Origin of the sequence: Microcoleus asticus IPMA8, assembly GCF_013179805.1 — a bacterium.
Lineage (GTDB): Bacteria > Cyanobacteriota > Cyanobacteriia > Cyanobacteriales > Microcoleaceae > Microcoleus > Microcoleus asticus.
This window is the reverse complement of the sequence record NZ_SRRZ01000010.1, coordinates 22,730-42,621: the sequence shown is the minus strand read 5'-3', so window position 1 is coordinate 42,621 and position 19,892 is coordinate 22,730. Positions and strand designations below refer to the sequence as shown.

13 protein-coding genes and 1 pseudogene are annotated in these 19,892 nt (G+C 43.9%); 2 read left to right on the top strand and 12 right to left on the bottom strand.

The genetic code is table 11. The features are described 5' to 3' along the window. The first annotated feature begins 53 nt into the window (after nt 1-53). Nucleotides 54-977 carry a DUF4214 domain-containing protein gene (locus E5S67_RS04190; protein WP_172185803.1) on the top strand — a complete coding sequence of 308 codons (924 nt, stop codon included), beginning with the start codon at nt 54-56 and terminating at the stop codon, nt 975-977. Nucleotides 978-1,021: 44 nt separating this feature from the next. On the opposite strand, the gene E5S67_RS04185 is transcribed toward E5S67_RS04190, so the two are convergent. The 12 genes and pseudogenes from E5S67_RS04185 to nadD form a co-directional block, all read right to left on the bottom strand. Continuing rightward, the gene (locus E5S67_RS04185; RefSeq protein ID WP_172185801.1) at nt 1,022-2,221 is read right to left on the bottom strand and encodes a glycosyltransferase family 4 protein; all 1,200 of its coding nucleotides are present in this window, start codon (nt 2,219-2,221) and stop codon (nt 1,022-1,024) included. A 43-nt stretch (nt 2,222-2,264) separates the two neighbouring features. Beyond that, nucleotides 2,265-3,518: a glycosyltransferase gene (locus E5S67_RS04180; protein ID WP_172185799.1), complete on the bottom strand. Its 1,254-nt coding sequence runs from the start codon at nt 3,516-3,518 to the stop codon at nt 2,265-2,267. Nucleotides 3,519-3,585: 67 nt separating this feature from the next. Continuing rightward, nucleotides 3,586-4,842 carry a glycosyltransferase family 4 protein gene (locus E5S67_RS04175; RefSeq protein ID WP_172185797.1) on the bottom strand — a complete coding sequence of 419 codons (1,257 nt, stop codon included), beginning with the start codon at nt 4,840-4,842 and terminating at the stop codon, nt 3,586-3,588. A 56-nt stretch (nt 4,843-4,898) separates the two neighbouring features. Then, nucleotides 4,899-5,732, bottom strand: coding sequence for a class I SAM-dependent methyltransferase (locus tag E5S67_RS04170; RefSeq protein ID WP_172185795.1), 834 nt, complete (start codon nt 5,730-5,732; stop codon nt 4,899-4,901). Nucleotides 5,733-5,788: 56 nt separating this feature from the next. Continuing rightward, nucleotides 5,789-7,528, bottom strand: coding sequence for a hypothetical protein (locus tag E5S67_RS04165; RefSeq protein ID WP_172185793.1), 1,740 nt, complete (start codon nt 7,526-7,528; stop codon nt 5,789-5,791). Between the two features lie 142 nt (nt 7,529-7,670). Further along, complete coding sequence (locus tag E5S67_RS04160; RefSeq protein WP_216670187.1) at nt 7,671-7,844, bottom strand: hypothetical protein; 174 nt, start codon at nt 7,842-7,844, stop codon at nt 7,671-7,673. 286 nt (nt 7,845-8,130) lie between these two features. Next, nucleotides 8,131-13,176: an FkbM family methyltransferase gene (locus E5S67_RS04155; protein ID WP_172185789.1), complete on the bottom strand. Its 5,046-nt coding sequence runs from the start codon at nt 13,174-13,176 to the stop codon at nt 8,131-8,133. Between the two features lie 12 nt (nt 13,177-13,188). After that, a complete protein-coding gene (locus E5S67_RS04150; RefSeq protein ID WP_172185787.1) occupies nt 13,189-13,380 on the bottom strand; it encodes a hypothetical protein in 192 nt (63 codons plus the stop codon). A 174-nt stretch (nt 13,381-13,554) separates the two neighbouring features. After that, a pseudogene (locus E5S67_RS04145) lies at nt 13,555-13,903 on the bottom strand (sugar phosphate nucleotidyltransferase); the annotation flags it as partial. Nucleotides 13,904-13,992: 89 nt separating this feature from the next. Further along, on the bottom strand, nt 13,993-14,952 hold the full coding sequence (locus E5S67_RS04140) for a GDP-mannose 4,6-dehydratase (RefSeq protein WP_172185785.1): 960 nt from the start codon (nt 14,950-14,952) through the stop codon (nt 13,993-13,995). A 421-nt stretch (nt 14,953-15,373) separates the two neighbouring features. Further along, complete coding sequence (locus E5S67_RS04135) at nt 15,374-16,393, bottom strand: type I glyceraldehyde-3-phosphate dehydrogenase (protein ID WP_172185783.1); 1,020 nt, start codon at nt 16,391-16,393, stop codon at nt 15,374-15,376. Between the two features lie 197 nt (nt 16,394-16,590). Continuing rightward, nucleotides 16,591-17,304, bottom strand: a complete 714-nt coding sequence (gene nadD, locus E5S67_RS04130) for a nicotinate (nicotinamide) nucleotide adenylyltransferase (RefSeq protein WP_172185781.1) — start codon at nt 17,302-17,304, stop codon at nt 16,591-16,593. Between the two features lie 971 nt (nt 17,305-18,275). On the opposite strand from nadD, the gene murC reads away from it, so the two are divergent. Then, nucleotides 18,276-19,832: a UDP-N-acetylmuramate--L-alanine ligase gene (gene murC, locus E5S67_RS04125; protein ID WP_172185779.1), complete on the top strand. Its 1,557-nt coding sequence runs from the start codon at nt 18,276-18,278 to the stop codon at nt 19,830-19,832. Nucleotides 19,833-19,892: the final 60 nt, after the last annotated feature.

Genomic DNA, 19,892 nt, shown 5'->3' with positions numbered 1-19,892 from the left:
ATCAGAAATACTATTTCCATGAAAACAAGCCGAACACTATTGAAGGAGCATTCATGACCCCTGAAGAAGCCCAGCGTTTAGAATCAAGTATCCAAAAGACTTTATCCACTCACGCTAAAACCGACAAAAGTTTTCTGTGGATGGCGTATTGGGTCATCTTCGATCGTGAAGCAGACCCGGATGGGCTAGAAGGTTGGTTAAACGATATCAAGGGTGGTTTGAATCGAGCTGATGTCATCAAAAAAATGGTTGAGTCAGAGGAATTTCAAAGACGCCTTCCAGGTGGAGGAGATGGAAACCAAAGTCTTCATAGACTTCACAGTGCCAGAATGAAAATGGTGAAAACACTACTTCCATCGGCTAAAGTTGTTTTAGATTTGGGAGGTTATTCGGCCTCAGATCAAAAAGGTGCTTTATTGCAACTAGGCTATTCTAATCTACCGGAAAAGCTCTATATATTAGACTTTCATCCAGACCAAATGATGTTTCCCGGGCCGGAGTGGCCAAAACACATTAACCACCAAGGTTGTGAAATTGAATATGTCTATGGCAGTATGAATGATTTAGATTCATTTGATGAAAACTTTTTTGACTTGATTTGGTCGGGAGAATCAATAGAACACATAACCCCTGAAGAGGCTGAAGCAGTTTTCGATCGAGCATACAAATTATTAAAGCCAGGTGGGAAGCTAGCACTAGATACCCCAAATAGGCGAGCCACCAAGCTACAATGCCCTGATACGTATATCCATCCCGAACACAAAATAGAATATTATTGGGAAGATTTGTGCAAACTCTTAGAGAAACATAACTTCAAAATCATTGAAACCAAGGGAATTATCGATTTATCGACGGCAATTGAAAAATCTAGCATGGAACATTTTAACCATGAATTTATGAACAGTCAACTCATCAATGATAATCCCGATAAATCCTATTGTTTCTACATTTGCTGTATGCGAGCAGAGGATTGTTAGGGTTGCGGATAAGTGTAGCCATATTTGGTCTGAGCGTTGTGCAGTTAAAACCTTGAGCGCTCTAATTCTCTTTGAGCTTGCAAAGCCGCTTGTTTCCAAGCTTGAGCTTGGGATTCATACCAGCTTTTCTGTTCTATTGTCCTGGTAATATATTCAAGGCGATGTCTAATTTTTTGACCGATAACCTCAGGACTGAATAAAGAGCGAATCTCCTTAGCTGCTCTCGCTCCTACTTGCTGTGCTTGCGGATAATTTTCAAAAATATACTGCATGAGCTCCGCTGCACGATCGATATCCGGCTGGGCCCAGATACTACCTTTTGGATAAAGTCCGTAAGCTTCAGTAGTTGCAACTAAATCGTATTTCACCAAAAAACTATTGCCGACATTCATAAAATCGGTATTCGAGGAATAAGCGGTAGCTATGACTGGCTTGCCGTAATACATAGCTTCTGCCATAGTCAAGCCAAAACCCTCAGCCCGATGCAGCGATACATAGCAGTTACAATTATCTACTAAGGCATGAACCTCTTCCTTGCTCAAATGCCCTTCGATCAGTTGAATAGATGGCCAGTCTTCTGCCAGTGCTTTTAATTGATCGTACTGATTTTGATAATAAGGATGAGGTCGAAACTTAATAATCAGTAAAACATCTTCATTAGACTTCCCAAAAGCTTTTTTAAACGCCTCAATGGTAGCCAAAGGATTTTTTCGCTCAAAACCGCTACCCATGTCGAACATGAACAGAAAAATAAATTTTTCTTTAGGTAATCCTAAAGATTCTCTCCCCAACTCGTTGGGCGGTAAATAAATGCTAGGTGGTAATTTGACAACGGGAAGAGGCGAGACATCGGAAATCGTTTCAGCAGTGTAATTACTGTAAGTCCACACCTCATCAAATCGATTAAAAGCTCCCATAAAAAAATCAGGAAATACCGGAAGTTCCCAAATCCAAAAACCAATATTATAGCGATTATTAAAACATTCAGGCTCGATACAATTCAACAAGGACTCGTGCGGGTTGGTATGGACGATATTAATGGGATAAGAATGATCGCTGGAAAAATTGGTGTATGTAGAATCTAAGTTGCGTTGCGAATCTTCTTTCAGATCCTTTATTGTAAAAGGAATGTTAGCTGCTTCTATCGCTCTGATCGTCCCTCGCACACCCCCGCCCAAGCCAAACTCGCCACTCACATGACCGATAATATTAACTCCAAACTTAAAATTTGTGTTGTTGAACATGATTGAACTCCTAATAACAAATATCTACAGTAAATTAAACTTTTTAAGTCTTAGCAAGCCTGTGGTGTTGCGCTAGCTCTGATTGAACTTGCTGTGTTGTCTGCCGCCAAACTTGGATTTGAGAATGAGCCAAAGCCGTCTCTTGCTGCATCTGATGGATTCGCGTTGACCAGTTTGTAGATTGGTTCATTCTGTTTCTAATGATTTCCAACCGATTTTTGATTTTGAGGCCTTGAAGTTGAGGACTCAGTAAAGACTTGATTTCTTGAGCTGCTCTCGCTCCTACTTGTTGTGCTTCCTGGGCATTTTCAACAACATACTGCATTAATGATGCTGCATGAGCGATATGGGGATCTGCCCAGTAATTACCTTTAAAGTAAGGCCCATAATCTTCTGTCAGCGTCACTATGTCATATTTTACTGGAAAACTATTGCCGACATTCATAAATTCCATATTAGATGAGTAGCCAGTCGCAATTACGGGTTTGCCGTAGTACATCGCTTCCGCCATTGTCAAACCAAACCCTTCGGCCCGGTGCAGGGAAACATAGCAGTCACAATTGGCAACTAAAGCATGAAGTTCTTCTCTCTTTAAATGCCCATCTATAAAGTGAACTGGCCAGCCCTCAGCTTGCGCTTTGAGTTGGTCTCGCTCTTTGGGGAAAAAGTTGCCATTAGAAAACTTGAGTACCAGTAAGACATCTTCATTCGATTGAGCAAAAGCTCGCTTAAATGCCTCCAAAGTAGCAAAGGGATTTTTGCGACCTATTGTACTGTGGAAGTCAAACATGAACAAAAAAATAAATTTGTCTTTGGGTAACCCTAATGCTTCTCTCTCAAATGACGGTTCGGGAAATTCAAGGCTGGACATCATCTTAATCACAGGGACGGGGGATACGGGCGCGATCGCTTCAGCACAGTAATTGCTATAAGTCCATATCTCGTCAAATAAAGAAAAAGCGTACAGCCACCCTGGAGGAAATATCGGCAGTTCCCAAGCCCAGAAGCCAATATTGTATCGACCTTTAAAGCACTCGCGATCGACCATGTTGAAAACAACGGGTTCTGGCAGAGTGTGAATTAGGTTAATGGGATAGGGATTTTGCTCGGAAAAACTTGTGTAGCTGTTATCTAAATTTCGATGCCAATCTACTTTAATATCTTTCAGTGCAAAGGGAATGCCAGCAGCTTCGATCGCTCTGAGAGTGGCCCTCGAACCTTCTCCCAGACCATATTCACCACTCAGGTGTCCTATAAAGTTGATGCCGAAATTAGGATCTAGGGTTGGATTTAACATTGTTCGTCTTTTACTTAACAAATATCTAGAATAAATGCTTGAGAATTCAGGGCTCTTATCGTTGAAATTAGGAGTATTTTGCTAACTCTTTCTGTACCTGTAATGCTGTCTGCCTCCAAGCTTGGGCTTGACGAGCCAATAGATCTCTTTCTGTCTGAAGTTCATGGAACCGATTTGACAACTGGGTATGATTTAGATGTGCGATGATAAATTCAAGGCGATTTTTTATTTTTATACCTACAGCTTGAGGATTTAATAAAGACCTGATTTCCTTGGCTGCTATTTTTCCTATTTTCTGAGCTTCCTGATAATTCTCAAATACAGACTGCATGAGAGACGCAGCATGAGCAATATCTGGTTCCGCCCAGACACTGCCTTTGGGGTAAGATCCATAATCTTCAGTTGTTGTCACCAGTTCGTATTTAACCGGAAAACTATTGCCAACATTCATAAATTCCATATTAGATGAATAGGCGGTGGCTATTACGGGCTTGCCGTAGTACATGGCTTCCGACATTGTTAAACCGAATCCTTCAGCCCGATGCAGAGACACATAACAGTCACAACTATTAACCAAGCCGTGAATCTCTTCTTTTTTCAAATGTCCGTCTATAAACTGAAGAGATGACCAACCCTCAGCTAAATCAATTAGTTCCTGCCGCCGTTGCGGAAAAAGATGAGCATTGGCAAACTTGAGAACGAGTAAAACATCTGGATTAGATTTACCAAAAGCTCGTTTAAATGCCTCAACGGTGGCAAAGGGATTTTTCCGTTCAAAGGAACTACCAAAGTCAAACATGAAAAGAAAAATAAACTTATCTTTGGGTAAGTTTAGGTTTTCTCTTGTTAATAGAGGTTGCGGGAAAGCGAGGCTAACAGGAATTTTGAGGACAGGAACTTGGGAGACAGCGGAAAATGCTTCTGCACAAAAATTACTGGTAGTCCAAATTTCATCAAATAAATCAAATGCCCACTGCCATTCACTAGGAAATACTGGCAATTCCCATAACCAGACACCTATATTGTATTTGCCTTTGAAATATTCAGAACCAATGCCGGGAAAGTATCCTGCTAAAATCTGCTCAACCCAATTTGGGTTGGTTTGGATTATATTGATTGGATATGGATTGTCGTCGGAAAATTTTTTGTAGCTGGTATCGGAGTTCGGTAACCAATCTATTTTCAGATCCTTAACCGCAAAGGGAATTCTGGCTGCTTCTAGGGCTCTGAGATTTCCTCTAGCGGCTTCCGCTAGCCCAAAATCTCCGGTTATATGACCGGTTAAATTTACACCCAAAGAATTATTTAGTTGATGATTTAACATTCGTCTTGGTTTTGGCTGAGTAGAAATGTCTGAATATGATTGAAAAACGATTTAATCTATGAAGCCTTTTGAATGAGCAGCCCCAAGGATGTTGTGACATATTGTTCCAACTGAAGCTTTAAGTGTATCCCCGACCAAGGCGGTACGTCTATGTGACGATCGAACGGCCCGCTTCCAGTGTTGTAGTTGAGGACTATTTCGTGTCCTTGGCTTATCAACTCTGCTGCGAGTCGGTCGATGTCCTGCCGTCGAAACAGTACAGTCTGTTGGTGGTCGATCGTCGCGTCATTAGAAAAAACGTTGAATTCGGTGGTATGTACTGCTATTCCGCCCGGACGCAGACACTTAAGGCTGTTTTTGACGAATTGCAGCCCCAGTTCGATCGAGCCGACGTGCTCGAAAGCGCAAGACGAATAGACAAAATCGAAGCCGACCAAATCAGGATCTATCTTGTTCATATCTGCCACGCGGTAACTCACCTTGGATGCAAAGCGTTCGGGGGGGCAGATGCCGCGATCGTTAAGTGCCTCTAGCGTGGCTGCATATTGACCGGTACCTGCCCATCCCTGCTTAGTGGCTTCCTCTGAATCTAGGTCTGTGGCCACCACTTCGCAGCCTCGCGCCGCCATTACAGCTACTAACGGTTCCTGGCCGACACCAAAACCTAGTCCGCGCCTGCCTGGTGACATCATCCCCGTCTCTGACAGACACTGGAGGATATAGGCGTACTCCCACAGTTTTCGATGAAATATTGGCTCGTGCGGCAGACGAGTTTCCTCACACCAATAGTAGAAGGCATCCGATCGACACTGGGCCTCGGTGGCCATCTGCGAGACAGGATTGGTTAAGCTTGGCTCGTCATTAACAATCAATGGCTGATACTTAATCATAGTTTTCTCAATATTGAAACCCGAATTTGTCATCATAGCTTGCTTGCAATCTCTTACTAATGGATGGTTAGCGCAGTTTTGCCATTAATGCTACGACGCATCAATTCTTTCCATTCTGCTGAGTTAACTAAGGTATTGGTATCGAGAATCTCTCCTTTTTCTGACGAAAATCTAGCAAAATTTTCTAACCAGTTCAAAACTGTTTCTGTTGTTGAAAAAGGCGTGCACTTCAAGGATTTTTTAAGAAAGCTAGCCATCCCCTCCATATCACCTTTGCAATAAGCGTACCACCCCTCCCACAATAAGTCTTTGTACTGCATCTGACTTTTGACCTCAGTTTCTCTAACCCTAGCTGGCGAAAACTTTAATCTTTCCAATTCACTCTGAGCCTGATGCAGTTGTAACTGGGATTGTTCCAATTCGCTCTGAGTCTGCTGCAGTTGTAACTGGGATTGTTCCAATTCACTCTGAGTCTGCTGCTGGATTGCTTGGGATTGTTCCAATTCACTCTGAGTCTGATGGAGTTGTAACTGGGATTGTTCCAATTCACTCTGAGTCTGATGGAGTTGTAACTGGGATTGTTCTAATTCACTCTGAGTCTGATGGAGTTGTAACTCGGATTGTTCCAATTCACTCTGAGTCTGCTGCTGGATTGCTTGGGATTGTTCCAATTCGCTCTGAGTCTGATGGAGTTGTAACTGGAATTGTTCCAATTCACTCTGAGTCTGATGCTGGATTGCTTGGGATTGTTCTAATTCACTCTGAGTATGCTGGAGTTGTAACTGGGATTGTTCTAATTCACTCTGAGTCTGATGGAGTTGTAACTGGGATTGTTCTAATTCACTCTGAGTCTGATGGAGTTGTAACTGGGATTGTTCTAATTCACTCTGAGTCTCCTGGTGGATTGCTTGGGATTGTTCCAATTCGCTCTGAGTCAGTTGCAATTGCAACTGAAATTCTGCCAATTCACTCTGAGTTTGTTGTAAGAGAGCCTTGTTTTGCTCGAATTCTGCCCGCGTCTCATAGGGCATATTGTATAACAGAGGACTCGGCTCGACATTTAATTCCAAGTGAAAGTCACTTGAAAGCTTGGAAAGCTCGATAACGGCGATCGCATTTGCTTGAGAAAAAGGCGAGCCGTATTCCACATAACTAAGTTCAAGAGCATCTAACTCTTCCCAAAGCACGTTAAAACTACGGTCAGTTGTTTCTCTGTCTATTAGCTTTAAGCAATTAACTGAGACAGCCTCTTTAGGAATTCCATATTTTTTAGCTAAGAGATACAAATACTCTTTACTAAACTGAATATACCATTCCCCATCTATAAGTTTTCCAAAAGGAACGGTAATCAAAGCTTTGCCATCAGGAGCCAGTAAATCGTATATCTTAGCAATTGCTTTTAAGGGACCTTCACGATCGCGGTTTTCTTCCTGCTCTCCATATCCACCAGAAGGATCTCCTTTTTGACCAATGTGTTCGACTGTAGAAAGTGAGACAATCGCGTCGTACTTCTTGTCAGACGGCAGATCCATTAAGTCTTCATTATCTACCCCTACTTCTACTTCAAATTTATCGACAATTCGTCTTGATGTTATACCAAGCGTTTCACTCAAATGATTTTCATAATGAGATAGTACATTCCCAACTTCAAGTATGCTGGCTGGTTTGTTGAGGGCGGCAAGAAAGTTAAAAGCAATAGGTATCTCTACAGCTCTTTCGGTAGGATTGTTGAATTTTATCCTATTGTAATAAAACTCTTTTTTATTAAAAAAAAACTTTCTTTTCCATTCTTGCATTGTGGCTTCTCCTGTTTTTTATCGATTAATTTTACTCGGTTTTAAGACTTGTGTGAATTGACGCAATTGATACTGATACCGAGTCCATTCGGCTAATCTGCAAGTCAACCCAATTTTCGCATAAATGATCCCCAAGCGCAGCTCATATTACAGCAATTTCCGTTAGTCTATTAAGACTGGCGTCGATCGCTATATGTTCCTGCCGGTTTAATCTGGCATCAAGCACGATCGCCAGAAGTTCTGACAACGCATGATGACTTTCACCTGTTACACTTACCCAGCCATCAGGCTGTTCGTGCTGCAACATCAAGTACATCGCCTCTCAATAGTCCGGGATTCCACCACAGTTTACACTAAGGTCAGGTCATTAAGGTTACATCTTGTCAAATGTACACAACTTAGTGTAATCTGAACTGGCTCATCAGCTTAGCACGATTAACAGTAACTCAAGAGGGAAGCCAAAAAAACTGCCGTTGATTGATTATTTGGACCAGGGCGATCGACTTCTAGAGTCAGGGAATCTGGAGGAGGCGATTGGCTGTCTTTTTGATGTTGTTGGGGTGTTGGACTCCATCATAAAGTTAAACTCTGTTTCTTTACATCTAAGCGACTCCAGCCTGCTCTAGCAGATTTTTCAGGGAATCAATGTTAACAAGTGTATCTTCATAACCATCTTTGTAGTAAACGAGTTGACGCAACTGAGGACATGGAATTCCGGAACCTATCAAATAGTAGTAGTCAAGTCTCTGGTAATGGCTAATCAGTTCGCCAATTTGAACGACCTGGTGGGGCGAGAAAATTTCGATAACTTTAGTTCCCGGCTGGCAAAAAACAAGGTTGCTGACTGCTGAACCGTGCATCAGGACTACAACCTCAGCCTGAGCCATCAATGAGACTTGTTCAGCAAAGGATATTGACTCTGCGAAGATTCTTGTAAAACCCAGCTCATTCAAAAGATTTAACACTTCATCTTCATTAATTGTTCTCCGTTCTGTTCCTGCATTCCGACTGATATATATACGCTTTAGCTGGCTTGATTTTGATGGTAATGCTAGGGGAAGAAAATTGCTTCTGAGGAAATCGCACGCCCATTTGGTTGGGAAACACTGAAAACCGGGATAAGAGGGAACAACTAATTTATTAGCTTTTATATGGGCATGATTCTTGGTCTCTATGATTTGATTGGCGCGAATACCCAACACCTCAAGGGTTTCTTTTTGAAAAGGTGATCGGTAACCATTAATTAAAAACTTGTCAATACTGCCCAGCTCAATTCCACTTAGTTGTAACAATCCTATCCTCGGAAGTAAATCTAACATCCAATGGTAATAAATGAGTCCAGTATCTACAGATAAGACAGCTACAGTACCATTAATATGCTCAACAAGTGGTAAATTGGTTGCTGAGAAAATAGGATGTCGATCTATGGGGATGCCAGGACAGGTAGAAACATCTAGCAATAACTGATTATCTGAGGTGATAACAGCAGTTTTAGTGTTATAGCCGTACTCGCAATACCGACCCTCTGGTATTGTGACTACAAATGTGGCGGGCGACTCAAATTGACTCCACCAACTACTATTCAATATCGGATAGAAAGCTCTATCTATTGTTTGCGGCGGTGCTGAGAGCGAGAAGTGATGGGGAGAGTGGAGTTCTATGTAGTTAGTTTGCTTTAATGGAGATGCAAGTACCCACTCCCGCACAGTGCCATCACACCCTTGCGGAAGTGCAACAGGCTGTGCTTTTTGAAAATACAAGTTAGCTTCTTCCTGTTTGCCTTGCTGTTGGAGAATACTGCCTATATAAGTGTGGGCGATCGAACCAAACCTGTGATGTTCTAAATCGATTAGGTCTTGGAAACACGAAATAGCTTCATCGAACTTAGATTGTGCATGAAGTAAGCCTCCCAATAGCAGATAAGCCTCAACATATTCTGGATCTATTTGGATAGATTTTTGGTAAAATTTAATTGCTTCGTCAAAATTTTTCTGGTGTGACTTTGCCTGTCCTATATACAAGTAAACTTCCGCCCATTCAGGATGCTGCTGAATGACTTTTTGATAGGAGGTAATTGCCTCATCAAGTTTGTTTTGCTGTGCTAGTGCTTGCCCGATATAGAAGTAAATTTCCGCCCATTCAGGGTGCTGCTGAATAGCTTTATGGTATGAGGTAATTGCCTCATCAAGTTGATTTTGCTGTGCTTGCGCTTTCCCTAAATCGAAGTAAATTTGAGCTGCGTCGGGGGAGTCAGATTGAATTAAGAGCGACTTTTGGTATGCCTGTATGGCCTCACCTGCCTTGCCCCTTGCTGCTAGGAGTTTCCCTAAACAAGCGTACAATTCCGCTGAGTCGGGTTGATTTAGTAAGGCTTTGAAAAATTTCGCTCTCAGAGCCACCTGTGCATCGGGTTGGTTCTGGGTGGCTAGATTGTCGGCCCAACGACTGTAGGCTAGCACGAGGTCTGATTTTGACCGAATTGCCTGGTGATAGGCGGCGATCGCCTTATCCCATTGGGCTTGTTTTGCCCATTGAGCTCCCACATGCCAGTAAGTTTCCTCTTCAGAAGCTGAGGCGATCGGTTCCCACACCCACTTAAATTCTACTGATTGTTGCATTCCGGCGAGAATTGTTCTGCGCGTAATGCTCTTGTCCGCGAGGAGCTTGATATACCACTGTTTGCCTGCTTCATCTGGATAGCGGAGCAAATATTTACGGTAAGCTGCTTGCAAAAACTCTTCATCGCTGAGGTGATAATTGGTTAGCAGAAATTGTACGTCGTTTAGTTTAAATTCTTCTGGTATTGAATCGCTGTTTAATTTTTTCTTCGGGTTCTCCCACAAAAGAGGCTCGCTATTCCAAGGATCGAAGGGGATTAGTTTCTCTGTTGACCAGTCCGGACGAAAGAAGAACTTGCCTGTTTCGTTAAGCATACACGCTGCAAACGAAAAACTGCTATTTGATATAGCGACAACATCGCACTGGCTCAATATGTAAAAATCTGAATAAAAGTCTGCTTCCGACACATTAGCACCTAAATCTAGTGCTGTTACTGGGTTGTATTCTGCAAAATCTCCGATAACTTTTCCAATTTCGTCGCTAGCAATGAATAGTACAGGTTCGTCCAGCCTTTCCCAGAGACCCCTGAGCCACTCTTTATACCATTCGCTAGGTGCTGGTAAGAAAGGTACTGTATTAAAGTGGCTGTAGTCCCCGCGGCGAAGGTGCAGACCTACAACTGTTTTGCCTAGAGAACGCAGGCAAGCGATCGCAGCTTGCATTTTTGTTTCAACTTCTGTCGCTGGTTTAAATAACGAGCGCACGTAATCTTTGTAGGGAGCGTAATATTTTGTGTGGTACTGGCAGTAACCCGAAAAGTCTACATTTTTGTAAATTGTTGGCGACTTGGGGATGATAGCTTCTGCAAACCAAACAGAAAATGTTCCATCTTGTTGCCTAACTTCTTGAATTTGAGGTAATTTCTGAGAAAGCGGCTGGTCTTGATGACCAAATAGATATTGTCCGATCCAAGCAGGTGTCTCGCACCGGAGATTATGCTGTTTGGCATAGATTCTTAAAAAAGCGTACTCAAATATCTGGTTTCCAAATCGATTGATGTCCAGTTCCGACATAGTAACGGCTGGCTTTTTGACATAAAACGCATCCCCCCAAGACGGGTGAAGCGGGGTTGTTGTTGCAGCACGATCGAAACCGTAATTCTCCAAAAATTCGTCAATTTGGTCAATCAAGGCGCAGCCTTCGTACAGTTCTTCGTAATTTACTTCTGTGTTAATTGCTTCTACATATTTTAGTAAATTAGTCGCTCCTTGCAAAGCCAAAAGTTCTGCACCTTGGATATCTATGTTGATGATATTAAAATCCGCCGCTTCCAATTCCAGTTCTTGCAGCAGGGTATCTAGAGTTTTTGATTCTACTGTTACTTGGTGAGTTTCCTGAATGGTGGGATAAATCTCTGCATGAAGCTTTAACGGCAAAATCGAACTGCTTTGATCCATTGAAGTGACGTGCAAGTTCACCGTGCCATTTCGATCGCTCACAGCACAATTAACTGCTTGCACGTTGGGGAATTCTGCTATTTTTATCTGCAATCTTTCAAACACTTCTGGATTAGCTTCGATATACAATACCTTTTGCACGCCCATTGCTTGGTACAATCCTGTTTCATGACCTTCGTGGGCTCCAACGTGAACAACACCTCGCGGAACGATGGAATGCTGCGTACAAAGTTGCTGTAAATCCAGCATTTGGGGTGCTTCACCCAAAACTGTCGATCGAAAACGTTCGTTTACTGCTAAGAAAATGCTCCACTGATAATTTTCATAATCTGGCTGAAAATTATGGCAATACTCTAATCCATCTGGTTGAATCTTAAATATTCCATACCGCAAATTTTGAAAATATTCAAAAACTTGTTTTAGAGTTTTTTTCGAGTCTATGTAAGTGCCACCGTATTCAAATTGAATGTAATCAATTTTTCCCTTACTTAATAAATTTTGGGTTCCCTCTAGTACATCTAATTCGCCACCTTCCACATCTATCTTTAAAAAATTAATGTGGCTAATTTCTTGTCTTTGACAGTAATTATCTATAGTAGTTGTCAAAACATTTAGAATTTGAGGTTGCTTAATATCATATTCCTTTTCCGCCTGCAACCTCCGGTAAAATGTACTCCATTCCGGAGACTCCTGGTAATAAGCAAACTGATTTGATTCTTCTTGTTTCCCTAGCGCATAGTTATTGGCAATAATTTGACTATTACAAATTCCTTCTGCTAAATTTTGTAAAAGAATTTTGTAAATTTTAGGAACTGGTTCAAATAGGTGGATCTCTGTTTTAGGAAATTGATTAAATACTTCCTCCGTCCAACTGCCAACATTGGCACCTACATCAAAAACTACTTGCCCGGATGAGATGAATCTTTCGATACACAGCAATTCGCCGCTGTGCAAGGTTGTCTTGGCTCCGGCTCTAGGTTTTGCCGGTTTTTCAGGCAATGCATGTGCTGGCTGTTGGAGCGAGTGCACTTGATTTTCCCATGCCTTTGTGCTAACTTCCTGACTATACTGAGCCACGAGTAATTTGGCTCCTTCGGGAACAGAAACTATTACATCTTCAACTATAACGGTATACCGACTTCTTCCAGAATTCAACAAACTGGTAACAGCATCAATAGTCGGCCACTCCTCTATACGGTGAGGACTCGGGGGTGGAGATAAAAAAAGGCGGGCATCATCTATCAGGATAAAGTGATCGCATTCAGAATCGTTGATAATTTGCAACTCTTCTAGCAGCGGACACTCCTCAGATTCTCCATATGTTATTCCCCCGCTCCAGTGGGCGTCTAGCCAAAAAATACAAGGTTCCTTGAGTGTGGGTACAATTGCTGCAAGCTGCTCTTTTGAGTTTCCCAATACGAAGTCTATATTTTTTAAGTGACCGTAGTTGTTTACTACGGCCTCATATATTTCTTTAGCTGCTTCAATTGTTATAACTTTTGGAAAATACTGTGCAGCCCACAATGCCGTTGCACCGCAGTTAGTGCCTGTTTCAATAAAACCTTGCAAATTGTATGCCTCTTTCAAGGCTATTGCTAGCTCGGTTGGCACTCCTCCTCTGATTAAACCCATTCTCATTACTCCTTATCTAAAATTGGGAAATACGTACATCTGAAAGATGGTTAAAGCTCTAGCTTGTTCTCTGAAATATCTGTGTGTATTTTGCTTTTCTGGAGCTTTATTGCCTTCACTAAAGCTCATTTCCATCAGCTTATAAGGATTGAAAGCGATCACCATTGGTTCCCGCAAATCTAATTTTACAGTTTTCCCCGGCATTCCTGCTGACAGTCGCCGCAATCACGATCCAGGCCAGTAAACAAGGTTTTCACTTAACTCACTTTCATTAAAATACCATGCTGGTTGCTCGATCACAAAATCAGAATGTCGCTCGGCAAACTCAGCCGCCGCAGTACCATGCTCTCTGTTCCACTCAGGATCGTCAGTAATTTATTTCTCCACAAGTTTCACCCCCCCAGTCATGGTGTCTTGGCCCTATTTCCGCCAGTGTCACCTTAAAATCTTGCTTATGGTGTTCTTCGTGATAGGTAATCTGATTTTGCCGACCCAAGCAAATAGTAAAATCATTATTCATAGCTTCATAATTCAGGAAATACTCCTTAATCATGTTGCCGCGATATCCCAAACACACAATAAAATCCAGGAATCCGTAGTGGGCATAGGTCTTCATAATGTGCCAGAGAATCGGACGCCCGCCCACATCAACTAAGGGCTTGGGACGAAATTCTGTTTCTTCTCGGAGACGTGTCCCCAAACCGCCGGCTAATATAACTACTTGCATTGTTTCACATCTTGAAAAGGGTACACAAACGCTGATAATTCACAACAGGTATTTATTGCAAACAAAGAGCTATCTTTTCTGAAAAATTCTCAAACCTTACCCATCCTCGCCTCTACCATCATCCGCACCACATCAGGCATTTTATATTTTGCCTCCCAGCCCAATTTTTCTTTTGCCTTACCCGGATTTCCCCTCCCAACAGCAATCTCCGTCGGTCTGTAAAGACTCGCATCGGTTACTAAATGTTCCTGCCAATCCAAACCCGCAGAAACAAACGCTGTCTGCACAAACTCCTCCAAAGGATAGCTTACACCCGTGGCAATTACATAATCGTCCGGTTCTTCCTGCTGCAACATCAAATACATTGCTTCTACATATTCGGGAGCCCAACCCCAGTCTCGCTGCACTGAAATATTTCCCAAATGCAGTTTTTCGGAACTACCTGCCGCAATTCGGCACACAACAGATACAATCTTTTGGGTAACAAACCTCTCCGGCCGCAGCGACGACTCGTGATTGAACAAAATACCAGAACACGCAAACAAATTGTACGCTTCTCGATAATTCGCTACTTCCCAAAATGCCGTTGCTTTCGCCACCGCGTAAGGACTTCTGGGGCGAAAAGGCGTATTTTCATCGGCTGGATTGCCTCGGGTATCCCCAAAACATTCGCTAGAACTGGCGTTGTAAAGTTTGATTTTCCCCCCTGTAAACCGAATTGCTTCTAACAGATTCAATGTGCCTGTGGCAATGCTTTCGAGGGTTTCTACGGGTTGTTCAAAAGACAGGCCGACGGAACTTTGACCTGCTAGATTGTACACCTCATCTGGCTCTATTTTGGCAAGCACTTGCAACACGCTGCGAAAATCGTTGAGAGACATGGATTCTAGTTTTACTCTGTCTCGGATGCCCAAACGGGCCAGGTTTCCGAAACTAGACATTTGGGCATCCCTGGAGGTGCCGCAAACTTCATAACCTCGATCGAGCAACAGTTTAGCTAAATAAGCTCCGTCCTGACCTGATATACCGCTAATTAACGCTTTTTTCATATCACATTTTGTTTTCAACACTGTACCGTAGCTGTTGCTATTTTTTCAGGTTTTTAACTTTTATAGTCGGAATTTTTATTTTTTTAATATTTGGGATTTTCCCAGGATTTACCAGAGCAAGTTTAAGCGGTTACTACCAACAAACAACAAATTTATCATCAAGCAGACCCGAAAGCCCGATCGAAGTATTATTGCAAAAAGTTCGATCGATAGCTGGGAGTAGCAGCATAAGGATATCGTAGGGACACGGCACTGCCATCTCCCTACGATATTTCATTTTGTACTCGCCAACTATCGACTGCCAAAAGTCTTTACCGTTCGCAAACAGAAATAATAACTCAGCTAGAAATCGACTCAAAAGTAAAAAATATCAGCATTTTTTACCTTTTGCCGAATGACTAATGCCTTCTGCCTTCGGGTACTAGGCTTCCCACCTTTGGGCGACTAATTCAGCCAAGTCAACCACCCGCTGACTGTAGCCCCACTCATTGTCGTACCAAGACAACAGCTTCACCATGTCGCCATCCATAACTAGCGTCAAGCTGGCATCCAGGATCGAAGAAGCATCGTTTCCGCGATAATCGCAAGAAACAAGAGGCAAATCGTTGTACTCCAAAATCCCTTTCATGGGGCCTTCGGCTGCTTCTTTGAAAACTTGATTTACCTGCTCGGTAAAAGTCTTTTTCTCTACCTGAGCCACAAAATCAACTACCGACACATTAGGAGTCGGCACGCGCATGGCGATGCCATTTAACTTACCCTTTAATTCTGGAATCACCAAAGCCACAGCTTGGGCCGCTCCGGTAGAAGTCGGCACAATATTCATCGCAGCAGCCCGGGCCCGCCGCAAATCCCGGTGGCTGGCATCCAGCAAGCGCTGGTCGCCAGTATAGCTGTGGGTAGTGGTCATCATGCCTTTGACGATGCCAAAATTTTCGTGAAGCACCTTCAGCACGGGAGCTAGACAGTTAGTGGTACAGCTAGCATTGCTGATGACAGTGTAGTCACTGTGCTTGTAGTTGTGGTGGTTGACTCCCATCACGTAAGTACCGACCTCAGGCCCCTTACCGGGAGCTGTAATCAGCACCTTTTTAGCACCGGCCGTGATATGCTTCGATGCACCAGCCTGGTCAACGAAGACGCCGGTTGCTTCAATAATCAGATCAATACCCCAATCTTTCCAAGGCAGGTTGAGCGGATTGCGATCGCTCACGCATTTAACTGTCTTGCCGTTGAGAATAATCGAATTTTCATCCGTACTGATGTCCACATCCTTCAACGTTCCCATCATGGAATCGTATCTCAGCAAGTGGGCATTAGTTTTCGGATCGGAAGTGTCATTAATAGCTACCAGTTCTAGCTGGCTATCTTTTCTGCCCAACCAGCAGCGTGCAAAACTGCGGCCGATACGTCCAAAACCATTGATCGCGACTCTAATCACCTTGTACCTCCTAATGATGGCAGCCCCTTGCTCAGGCTTAAATTTTGGAAAAATTTAAGAATTGACTTATGAGACAAGATCATATCGCAAAGGTCGATCCTTTCTAACTTTTTGTGTTTATCAAAAAAGCTGGAACTTTTTTAGAAGGCCGAAATCGCAAGCCAGAAGGCATTCGGCATTCGGCATTCGGCCGCTGGTTACTGGTAAAGCTGATGGGCCGCAATATAAGCCCGGACAACTTCCGGGACTAAGTAGCGGAGGTCGCGACTTTCGGCGCAGCAACGGCGGATTTGGCTCGACGAAATCTCGATCGCAGGCATGGACAGCACCTCCCAGCGAATATCCACGTCCAAAAGAGCCATTTGTTCGGCAACTCGCCGACCAACAGCATTTGCCTGAACCAGCATCCTGTCCCCCCCGGAATCGAGCGGTTTTCCACTCGGACAATCTCCCCACTCGGACACTCCCCCAATCTCCCCGCTTTCTCCTGTTTTCCAATCTCCCTGACTCGGACGCGGGGCCACCAACCAGTCGCACAACCCGCCAATTTCGCCGCACCGGTGCCATTTGGGGAGAGTAAGGAGTGCGTCGCTACCAATAATCCAGTACCAGCGATCGCCTGGATACAATTTTTGCAAATACAGCAGGGTGTCAATCGCAAAAGAACTTTCGGAGGCATTTGCCTCCGGCGGCGAAAGTAGGAAGTCAGGGCGATCGCCGATCGCGAGAGCGAGCATTTCCCGCCGTCGCTCAAAACTTGCCAAATCCGGGCGCCACTTGTGAGGAGGAGAGCGATCGGGTACCCAAATGACTCGATCTAGACCAAATTGACTTGCAGCCGTCTCGGCAACCAACACGTGGCCCCAGTGAACCGGGTCAAAAGTCCCCCCCAAAATCGCTATTTTCCCCATATTTCCCAAAAATCAGGATTAATACAGACATCGCGCAAATTTTATGTTTGTACGCTTTTAAACATAAGCTCGTTTATTACAAAACCCTCGCTTCACATCGGAGACCAACCCCTGCAGAACCGGAGTTTTGGCGATCGTCCTGGACTCGTCCTAGACGCTAAAACCGATTTTGTTAACCCCCTTAGTTCTTCAAACCTTCAATCAGAGTTAAAAAACCGGTTTCCCAGCGTCGGAGTGCTTCTCGGACTAGATGATTAACCTTACCAATATTAATGCCAACTTGTTTAGAGTGGGCTATCGACCGCCCGAGCATTAGTTTGTTGGCGGGCGAAAAAGTTTTGACAGTAGATATACTTAGCGGATTGGTAAAAATTTTAAGGACTGCCAAGAGCCTCCATCGGCTTCTCGATCAAACCCAATCATTGGTTTGATTAATGGCTTTTCGACTATTTCGAGTAACTGCATAACTTGTATACATACAATCAAGTAAAAATATATACTATAGCTGCGATCGTGTCAATCTCTGACTTTCAGGAGAAAATGACCGTAAAAGTAGATTTATGACTATAAAATGAGCGAAATTTTGTCATACGTGGTAGTGTTTGTAAATCCTTATGGGTTTTCCCTCAATCTTGGTAAAAAAGTTGTGGGGCTCTTGCTGCCGTATCCCAGCACAGCAGGCGGATAGAAATAGAAAGAATGCAGGAGTATGCAACTACCCAAAATTAGTCTATCGATCCAGACCCCAGACCCCGTTTTCTGTTCTCTGCAATTTTCGAGCTGTGACTGTTCCGGAAAACTACTCGGTAGTAAGTCATATAGGATACAAGACAAATATCTCTACAAGTCCCGCAAATCAAGGGACGCGCAGAGAATTTTGTACAAAATCTCTAGCGAACTGTATCCTGAAAAAACAATTCTTGATATGATATCGCGTGTTATTGGCGTGGTGTGGTGTGTGAGGAGCAAAGATGCCGAGTTCTGTTGATTTCAGCGGTAGACCATTTCATTTTATCGGCATTGGCGGGATTGGGATGTCAGCCCTTGCCTACATTCTAGCTAAACGCAAGTTGCCTGTGTACGGCTCCGACATTAAATCGAGTCACATAACCGAGCGCTTGCAAGGAATGGGAGCTCATATTTTTTGGAGTCAAGACGCCAGCAATTTTGAATTATTTCAAACGACCCTTAACGGTAGCAGTCCCGACCGCGGGTCACAGGAAAGGGCCGTATCCTCGGCAGTCGCTGGTACGGTAGGGGCTTCTGTCGCGACAGCCGAAGCTCTCCAATTCAACGGCAACGGTTCAAGCGCCCAAGCAATTCCGGGATTACCTCAAGTAGTCTGTTCGACGGCAATTCACCCGGCAAATGCCGAATATCGAGCTGCTTTAGATTTGGGCTGTCCGATTTTTCATCGCTCAGATGTGTTGGCAGCGTTAATTCAAGATTACCAAAGCATAGCCGTAGCGGGGACTCACGGCAAAACTACTACTAGCAGCTTAATCGGCTTCATGCTGATGGCGGCGGGTCTAGACCCGACGATCGTGGTAGGAGGCGAGGTAAATGCTTGGGAAGGCAATGCCCGTTTGGGTGCAGGCCCCTACTTAGTTGCCGAGGCTGATGAATCCGACGGTTCTCTCGTCAAGCTGGTAGCCAAAATTGGCATAGTGACGAATGTGGAACTGGATCATCCAGACCATTACGATACCCTCGACCAGGTAATAGACACATTTAAGGTGTTTGCCCAAAACTGCCAAACCTTGGTGGGCTGCATTGACGACCAAATCGTTAAAGACTGCCTTCAGCCTCATGTCAGTTATAGCTTGCAGCCGGACAGCGGTGCTGACTACACGGCTTCGGGCGTGGAGTACGGAGCCGAAAGCACCAAGGCCCACATTTGGGAGCGAGGAGCTTTCCTAGGGGAAATGGAGTTGAAGTTGCTAGGCACACACAATCTCAGCAATGCACTAGCTGCGGTAGCAGTGGGTCGATTGTTGGGGTTAGAGTTTTCGGCGATTGCCAAAGCGATTGCTGGCTTTGAAGGAGCTCGCCGCCGTTTTGAGGTGCGGGGTTTTCACAATGACATCCTGTTTGTGGACGACTACGCCCACCATCCTAGCGAAATTCGTGTCACCTTGGCGGCGGCTCGCTTGCGCATCGAAGGTAGCGAAAAAAATCCCAAATCCCGAAGAGTGGTTGCGATTTTTCAACCCCACCGTTACAGCCGGACTCTGACATTTTTGCCAGAATTTGCTCAATCTTTTGGGGATGCTGATTTGGTTGTGGCTTGCGATATTTATAGTGCTGGGGAAACGAATTTAGGAGAGATTAGCGGGCAGCAAGTTGCTGATTTGATTGCTAAAGAAGGCCGAGAGGTTGAGTTTCGGCCTTCCCTGGAGTCGGTAAGTAAGTTTTTAACCGAAAATCTGCAACCGGGGGATTTGGCTCTGTTTTTGGGTGCTGGCAATCTGAATCAGATTATTCCAGAGGTTATGGCTTTTTATCAAAAAGCCGATCGCCCGGATTAGCTCAATCGCCCACTCAGAAGGTCGATCGACAGCCAGGGCGGTGCAGGTTGTACCGACACT

Coding starts and splice junctions, on each gene's coding strand:
- E5S67_RS04150 (WP_172185787.1), bottom strand. CDS start 13,380: ATGCCGGGGAAAACTGTAAAATTAGATTTGCGGGAACCAATGGTGATC.
- E5S67_RS04165 (WP_172185793.1), bottom strand. CDS start 7,528: ATGCAAGAATGGAAAAGAAAGTTTTTTTTTAATAAAAAAGAGTTTTAT.
- E5S67_RS04190 (WP_172185803.1), top strand. CDS start 54: ATGACCCCTGAAGAAGCCCAGCGTTTAGAATCAAGTATCCAAAAGACT.
- nadD (WP_172185781.1), bottom strand. CDS start 17,304: ATGGGGAAAATAGCGATTTTGGGGGGGACTTTTGACCCGGTTCACTGG.
- E5S67_RS04160 (WP_216670187.1), bottom strand. CDS start 7,844: ATGTACTTGATGTTGCAGCACGAACAGCCTGATGGCTGGGTAAGTGTA.
- E5S67_RS04180 (WP_172185799.1), bottom strand. CDS start 3,518: ATGTTAAATCCAACCCTAGATCCTAATTTCGGCATCAACTTTATAGGA.
- E5S67_RS04185 (WP_172185801.1), bottom strand. CDS start 2,221: ATGTTCAACAACACAAATTTTAAGTTTGGAGTTAATATTATCGGTCAT.
- E5S67_RS04175 (WP_172185797.1), bottom strand. CDS start 4,842: ATGTTAAATCATCAACTAAATAATTCTTTGGGTGTAAATTTAACCGGT.
- E5S67_RS04140 (WP_172185785.1), bottom strand. CDS start 14,952: ATGAAAAAAGCGTTAATTAGCGGTATATCAGGTCAGGACGGAGCTTAT.
- E5S67_RS04170 (WP_172185795.1), bottom strand. CDS start 5,732: ATGATTAAGTATCAGCCATTGATTGTTAATGACGAGCCAAGCTTAACC.
- E5S67_RS04155 (WP_172185789.1), bottom strand. CDS start 13,176: ATGGGTTTAATCAGAGGAGGAGTGCCAACCGAGCTAGCAATAGCCTTG.
- murC (WP_172185779.1), top strand. CDS start 18,276: ATGCCGAGTTCTGTTGATTTCAGCGGTAGACCATTTCATTTTATCGGC.